Below are 336 nucleotides of genomic sequence, written 5' to 3' on the forward strand. Positions count from 1 at the left end.
GATGGTGGCCAGCGTGGCCTTGACCGCCCGACGCACCTCGGACTCGTCCTCGGGCACCTTCGGCAGGCCGGCGTGCGCCGGTGCCGGCCCCTCCCTCTTGCCGGGGGAGCGCTCCCGGCGCGCGCGCTTCGCGCCTCTGCCGCCGGCGCCGTCGCCCCAGGAGGCCGCGCCCTTCTCGCCGGGGTGCTCGTGGACGATGAACCCCCGGCCCATCCAGTTCTCCCAGGTCGAGCTGACCGCCTCGACGAGCCCCCGCCCCACGCGCCCGCGGGTCATCTGGACCAGCCCGAGCGAGGTCACCTCGGCGCCCTGGTGCTTGGTGCGGTCCCGGCCCAG

1 pseudogene is annotated in these 336 nt (G+C 76.8%); it reads right to left on the minus strand.

Features of this window, described 5'->3' with window-relative positions:
• A pseudogene (locus V5O49_RS00005) lies at positions 1–336 on the minus strand (ribonuclease E/G); the annotation flags it as partial.

Origin of the sequence: Isoptericola haloaureus (genome assembly GCF_036689775.1) — a bacterium.
In the GTDB taxonomy this organism is placed as follows: Bacteria; Actinomycetota; Actinomycetes; order Actinomycetales; family Cellulomonadaceae; genus Isoptericola; species Isoptericola haloaureus.